At 71.0% G+C, this 5,931-nt stretch carries 9 protein-coding genes; 4 read left to right on the plus strand and 5 right to left on the minus strand.

Translation table 11 applies throughout. The features are described 5' to 3' along the window. Window positions 1-77: 77 nt before the first annotated feature. Together AC1D01_RS17555 and AC1D01_RS17560 are read right to left on the minus strand one after the other, a co-directional pair. Window positions 78-467, minus strand: coding sequence for a dihydroneopterin aldolase (locus AC1D01_RS17555; protein WP_477868454.1), 390 nt, complete (start codon window positions 465-467; stop codon window positions 78-80). Between the two features lies 1 nt (window position 468). Next, on the minus strand, window positions 469-1,248 hold the full coding sequence (locus tag AC1D01_RS17560) for an SDR family oxidoreductase (RefSeq protein WP_477868456.1): 780 nt from the start codon (window positions 1,246-1,248) through the stop codon (window positions 469-471). Window positions 1,249-1,267: 19 nt separating this feature from the next. Between AC1D01_RS17560 and AC1D01_RS17565 the strand changes: the two genes are divergently transcribed. The 4 genes from AC1D01_RS17565 to AC1D01_RS17580 all read left to right on the plus strand — a co-directional run bounded on the left by AC1D01_RS17565 (window position 1,268) and on the right by AC1D01_RS17580 (window position 3,103). Then, complete coding sequence (locus tag AC1D01_RS17565; protein ID WP_477868459.1) at window positions 1,268-2,404, plus strand: class I SAM-dependent methyltransferase; 1,137 nt, start codon at window positions 1,268-1,270, stop codon at window positions 2,402-2,404. Between the two features lie 16 nt (window positions 2,405-2,420). Continuing rightward, a complete protein-coding gene (locus AC1D01_RS17570; protein ID WP_047507774.1) occupies window positions 2,421-2,618 on the plus strand; it encodes a DUF2905 domain-containing protein in 198 nt (65 codons plus the stop codon). A 106-nt stretch (window positions 2,619-2,724) separates the two neighbouring features. Beyond that, window positions 2,725-2,919 carry a hypothetical protein gene (locus AC1D01_RS17575; RefSeq protein WP_477868461.1) on the plus strand — a complete coding sequence of 65 codons (195 nt, stop codon included), beginning with the start codon at window positions 2,725-2,727 and terminating at the stop codon, window positions 2,917-2,919. Between the two features lie 4 nt (window positions 2,920-2,923). Further along, a complete protein-coding gene (locus AC1D01_RS17580; protein WP_477868463.1) occupies window positions 2,924-3,103 on the plus strand; it encodes a hypothetical protein in 180 nt (59 codons plus the stop codon). On the opposite strand, the gene AC1D01_RS17585 is transcribed toward AC1D01_RS17580, so the two are convergent. The 3 genes from AC1D01_RS17585 to AC1D01_RS17595 all read right to left on the minus strand — a co-directional run. Continuing rightward, on the minus strand, window positions 3,082-4,326 hold the full coding sequence (locus AC1D01_RS17585; protein ID WP_477868465.1) for a multifunctional CCA addition/repair protein: 1,245 nt from the start codon (window positions 4,324-4,326) through the stop codon (window positions 3,082-3,084). The genes AC1D01_RS17580 and AC1D01_RS17585 overlap by 22 nt on opposite strands. 36 nt (window positions 4,327-4,362) lie before the next feature. After that, window positions 4,363-5,043 carry a glutathione S-transferase family protein gene (locus AC1D01_RS17590; protein WP_477868467.1) on the minus strand — a complete coding sequence of 227 codons (681 nt, stop codon included), beginning with the start codon at window positions 5,041-5,043 and terminating at the stop codon, window positions 4,363-4,365. 138 nt (window positions 5,044-5,181) lie between these two features. Further along, the coding region (locus AC1D01_RS17595; protein ID WP_477868469.1) for a complex I NDUFA9 subunit family protein at window positions 5,182-5,931 on the minus strand (750 nt) is incomplete at its 5' end.

The following is a 5,931-nucleotide window of genomic DNA, read 5'->3' on the forward strand; positions in this document are numbered from 1 at the left end:
CGCCGCGGAACCGGCTTTGCCGGGCCGCTGGCGGCGCCCCCTTGAGGGGGAGGCGCCGAAGGCGCTTCGGGGGTGGGTCATTTGATTCCGAAGACTTCGCAGCCGACGGCTTCACAGTCGGGGTACACATCGGGTTTCGCGGTCGACACGCGCGCGGCGCGCACGCGCGGGTGCGCCAGCATCAGCGCCAGCACGTCGTCGCACAGCGTTTCCTGCAGGTGGATGTGGCCCTGCTGCACGCGGTGCGCGATGGTGCGGCGCATGAAGTCGTAGTCGACCACCTCGTCGAGCTTGTCGGCCTTCGGCGTCGACATCGCGAGCGGGATGTAGAGATCGACGTTGATCAGCACCCGCTGCTCGCCCTTCTTCTCGAATTCGTGCACGCCGATGTTGATCCGCACCTCGTAGTCGTGCAGGAACAGCCGGCGGCAGTCCATCAGGCTGGGGTTGCTGAGGAGCGAATGCATGTCAGGTCTTCTTCCCGGGATTGGCAATGAACATCACGTCGCGCGGCTGGCCCTGCAGGTGCTGGCCGCCATCGACCAGCAGCGTGCTGCCGGTGACGGCCGGCGATTCGATCAGGAAGCGCACCGCGTGCGCCACGTCGCCCGGTGTCGATGAGCGCTGCAGCGGCGTCAGGCCGTGCGCCTGGGCGAATTCTGCCTCGGTCATCGCGCCCGACAGCAAGGTGACGCCGGGCGCGACGCCGCACACCCGCAGCCGCGGCGCCAGCGCCTGCGCGAGCAGCACGGTCGCCGACTGCAGCGCCGCCTTCGACAGGGTGTAGGACAGGTAGTCCGGATTCGGGTTCCACAGCTTCTGGTCGAGCAGGTTGACGACGCAGCCGCGGCCGTCGCGGGCCGCCAAGTGGGCATGCAAGGCCTGCGCGAGCAGCACGGCCGGGCCGGTGTTGGCGCGCCAGTGGGCCTCCATCGCGGCGTAGCTGAAGCTGTCGACGTTGTCGTAGGCGAAGGTCGACGCGTTGTTGACGACCGCATCGAGCCGGCCCAGGCGCTCGCAGACGGCCGGCACCAGCGCCCGGCAGGCGGCCTCGTCGGCGAGGTCGGCCGCGAACACCTCGGCGCGGGCGCCGAGCCGCGCGGCCTCGTCGGCGGTGACCTGCGCCTCGTCGCGCGAGCTGCGGCAGTGGATCGCGAGGTCGTGGCCGTGCGCGGCCAGCTCGAGCGCGATCGCCCGGCCCAGGCGGCGGGCCGCGCCGGTGACCAGGGTGACGGGACGTGCGGACATGGCTTTCTACAATCGGGGCATGCAAACCCCACCAGCCGGCAGTGTATCGGCGGCGCTTTCGTCGCTGATCCGCCAGGCCATCGCCCGCAACGGCGACTGGCTGCCTTTCGACCGCTTCATGGCACTCGCGTTGTACGCCCCCGGGCTCGGCTACTACGCCGCGGGCGACCGGCAATTCGGCATGCTGCCGTCGTCCGGCAGCGATTTCGTCACCGCCCCGGAGCTGACACCGCTGTTCGGCGGCGCGCTCGCGCGCCAGGTCGCGCAGGCGCTGCGGGCCTGCGACAGCCGCGAGGTGTGGGAGTTCGGCGCCGGCTCCGGTGCACTGGCCGAGCAGCTGCTCGACGCGCTGGCCGCCGACGGCCTCGCGCCCGGGCGCTACACCATCGTCGACCTGTCCGGCGCGCTGCGGCAGCGCCAGCAGCAGCGGCTGGCGCGCTTCGGCGACCGGGTACGCTGGGTGTCGGAGCTGCCGGCCGCGATGCACGGCGTGATCGTCGGCAACGAGGTGCTGGACGCGATGCCGGTGCAGCTGCTGCACTTCGACGGCACGCAGTGGCTTGAACGCGGCGTCGTCGCGGCGGGTGATGGAAAGGGAAAGGGCGACGGCTTCGCATGGAGCGACCGGCCGACCGCCCTGCGGCCGCCCCTCGAGGCCCCGTTCGTGCCCGGCACCGTCACCGAGATCCACCCGCAGGCCCGCGCCTTCATCGCGACGCTGGCCGACCGGCTGCAGCGCGGCGCGGCCTTCTTCATCGACTACGGCTTTCCGGAGGCCGAGTACTACCTGCCGCAGCGCCACGGCGGCACGCTGATGTGCCACCAGGGGCACCGGGCCGACGGCGACCCGCTGGCCGAGGTCGGCCGCAAGGACATCACCGCCCACGTCGATTTCACCGGCATCGCGCTGGCCGCGCAGGATGCCGGGCTGGAGGTGGTGGGTTACACCACGCAGGCCCATTTCCTGATCAACTGCGGACTGGTCGACCGGCTGGCCGATGCCGACCTGAAGACCCGCGCGAATGCGCAGAAGCTGTTGCTGGAGCACGAGATGGGCGAGCTGTTCAAGGTGATCGCGCTGGCGCGCGGCTGCGATGCGTCGTTCACCGAGGCCCCGCTGGGCTTCGTGCACGGCGACCGCAGCCATACCCTCTGACCCGGACCCGACGACCATGGGCTTGCGCTGGCTGCTGGTGATCCTGATCGCGCTGCTGCTGTTCAGCGGGCTGCAGCGCTGGCTGCTGAAGATCGGGCTGGGGCGGCTGCCCGGGGACTTCCGCTTCCGGCTGTTCGGCCGCGAGTTCTTCATCCCGATCACCAGCAGCGTGCTGCTGAGCCTGGTGGCGCTGGCCATCACGAAGCTGATCTGAAGCCAGCGCCGGCGGCAGGGACACGGACAAACCAGACTTGCGCCGCCTCCTACAACTGGTTACAACGGCCTCGCATCCCTTCCCTCGGATGCACAAGGAGGCCCGCATGGCTGAAGCTCTGAAATCGCCGACGACGCGGCAGGACTATCAGGAATCCCGCATCGAGGAAGAACCCATCCTCGGCCCGGTGCTCGCGATGCCCGATGGCCGCATGCACCCGCTCAGCTGGCTCGACCGCCTGAAGCTGCGGCTGCACCTGACCAACGCCCGGGCGCTCGAGTCGCGCTACTTCGCCACCTGAGGCGATGCGCCGCACAGGCTGCCCGGCAGGCCTGCACAACCTGCCCGGCGTGTTGCGCTTGTCGGTTCCGGTGTTCGTCGCGCACGAATGGCGCGCGCTGCGCTGGCTGCTGATGCTCGACGATCGGGCGCGCAGGCGCATGACGCTGCACCTGCGCAACCGTCAAGTGCCGGTCGAAGGCTGAGCCGCCAGGTAGTCCGACACCGCGGTGTAGCGCGCATGGCGGATCGCCGCGCCGATCGCGGTGCCCTTCCAGCCGCGCGCCAGGGCGTCGCTCGACACCTTCGCCGTGTCCACCGCCAGCGCCGCGTCCAGCGCGCCCTGCAGGCGCGGCCGCTGCGGGTAGGGCCGCTCCTCGAAGCCGGTGCGCCCGCGCGCATCGCATTCGCAGGCGAGCAGCAATTCTGAAAACCGCACCGGTCGCCGCCACACGTCGCAGCGGTCGAACAGGCGCATCACCGCCGAGCCATCCAGTTGCAGGCTGCGGTGGATGTTGCCGTGCTCGCGCGCCACCGCCTCGGCCAGCTCGCGGCAGTCGGTGGGCACCTTCAGCCGCTGCGCCAGTTCCTGCACCAGCTGCACGCTGCGCGCCTCGTGCGCGATGTGGCGCGGCAGTTCATCGACCGGCGTCGTGCCCTTGCCGAGGTCGTGCCCCAGGCACGCGAAGCGCACCTCGAGCGAGGCGTCGAGTTGCGCCGCCATGTCGAGCACCAGCATCAGGTGCACGCCGGTGTCGACCTCCGGGTGGTGGGCCGGCGGCTGCGGCACGCCCCACAGCCGGTCGACCTCGGGCAGCAGGCGCGCCAGCGCGCCGCAGCTGCGCAGCACCTCGAACAGGCGCGACGGCCGCGCCTCCATCAGCCCGCGCGACAGCTCCTGCCAGACCCGCTCGGGCACCAGCGCATCGACCTCGCCGATCTCGACCATGTGGCGCATCAGCGCCTGGGTCTCGGGTGCGATGCTGAAATCATCGAAGCGCGCCGCGAAGCGCGCGATCCGCAGGATGCGCACCGGGTCTTCCGCGAACGCCGGCGACACATGGCGCAGCAGCTTGTCGGCCAGGTCGCGCCGGCCGCCCCAGGGGTCGACGATGCGGCCGTCTTCGTCCTGCGCCATCGCGTTGATCGTCAGGTCGCGGCGCTGCAGGTCTTCTTCCAGCGTGACGCCCGGGTCGGCATGGAAGGTGAAGCCGTGGTAGCCCGGCGCGGTCTTGCGCTCGGTGCGCGCGAGCGCCACCTCTTCCTTCGTCTCCGGGTGCAGGAACACCGGGAAGTCCTTGCCGACCGGCATGTAGCCGGCCTCGAGCAGCTCGACCGGCGATGCGCCGACCACCACCCAGTCGCGGTCATTGACCGGACGCCCCAACAATGCATCGCGGACTGCGCCGCCGACCATCCACTTCTTCATCGCGGCAGTGTAGGCGGGCGCGTCTTGCGGACGGTCTCAGCGCCGGGTGCGATACGGCTCCTCGAATGGAAGAAAGTCCTGTTCGGCCAGCGCATCGCGGCACCAGGCCTCGACGCCGGGCAGCGCGCGCACGCGCTCGACATAGGCCGCGACCTGCGGCGGCAGCGGCGGCCGGTAGGTCAGCAGGCGCATCACCACCGGCGCGAAGTACGCATCGGCGATCGTGAAGCCGCCGAACAGCAGCGGCCCGCCGTGCTGCTGCAGCAGCTCGCTCCACATCTGCACCAGGCGATCGAGGTCGGCGCGCACCGCCGGCTGCTCGCGCAGCAGCCGTTCACCGACCTCGGGCAGCGCAGCCTCGACGTTCATCGGGAAATGGTTGCGCAGCGCGCCGAAACCGGAGTGCATCTCGGCGCACACGCTGCGCGCCCGCGCGCGGGCCTTCGCATCGGCCGGCCACAGTTGCTTCGCGGGGAAGCGCTCGGCCAGATACTCGGCGATCGCCAGCGTGTCCCAGACCGCGAAGCCGTCGTCGACCAGCAGCGGCACGCGGCCGGTCGGCGAGTGGCGCGCCAGCTCGGTCTTGAACTTCGAATCGGGCTCGAACGAATCGAAGCGGACCATCACCTCGTCGAACGGAATGCCGGCCTGCTTCAGCAGCACCCACGGGCGCATGGACCAGGACGAGTAGTTCTTGTTGCCGATGTAGAGCTGCATGGCGGGCCTCGGGGTGTCGAGTCGGTCGGTAGGGGCCCTGCATCGTAGGCGAGGCGCACGCCGCGCCGGCCGCGACGACCGATGAGATTTGCGAATGGAATCGATGCGCAGCGCGCATCCGCGGCCGCCGGCCCGCGCTCAGCCGCGCCCGGCCTGTCGACGCCAGCCTTCGAGCCGCGCCGGCCCGGCGACGCCACCGAGGTACGCCGGCACCACCGCTTCCAGGCCGGTGCGGCGCACGCCGAGCGCATCGAGCCCCGGCAGCGCTTCGTTGGCGACGTTCGGCACCTTCATCGAATCGAGGTTGTCGCGCGACATCAGCGGCGTGCCCGGCAGCCATTCCATCAGCCCGGCCTGCAGCCGCGCGAGGCCGTCGGGCAGCGCGATCAGCGGCCGCGGATGGCCCGACCAGCGCCCGGCCAGCCGCACCAGCTGCGCCAGCGTGTAGACCTTCGGCCCGGCGCAGTCGTACGAGCGCACCCCGGGCGCCTCGCGCGCCAGCGCCCGCGCCACCGCCTGCGCGAGGCCCGCCGCGACATCCTGCACCCACACCGGCTGGAAGCGCGCATCGGCACCGCCCAGCGGCAGCACCGGCAACACCCGCTGCAACTGCGCGAACAGGTTCATGAAGCGGTCTTCCTCGCCGAACATCACCGACGGGCGCAGCAGCGTGACGTCGAGCCCGGATTGCTGCAGCACCGCCTCGCCGGCCGCCTTCGAGCGCAGGTACATGCTGGGCGCACCGGCCTGCGCGCCGAGCGCACTGACGTGCACCAGCCTGCGCACGCCGGCCAGGCGGCAGGCGTGTGCGATGCGGTTCGGCAGCTCGACATGCGCGCGCTGGAAATCCGCCTCGCCCCCGTGCAGGATGCCAACCAGGTTGACCAC

The sequence above is a fragment of the Rhizobacter sp. P3_B12 genome, from assembly GCF_056402895.1.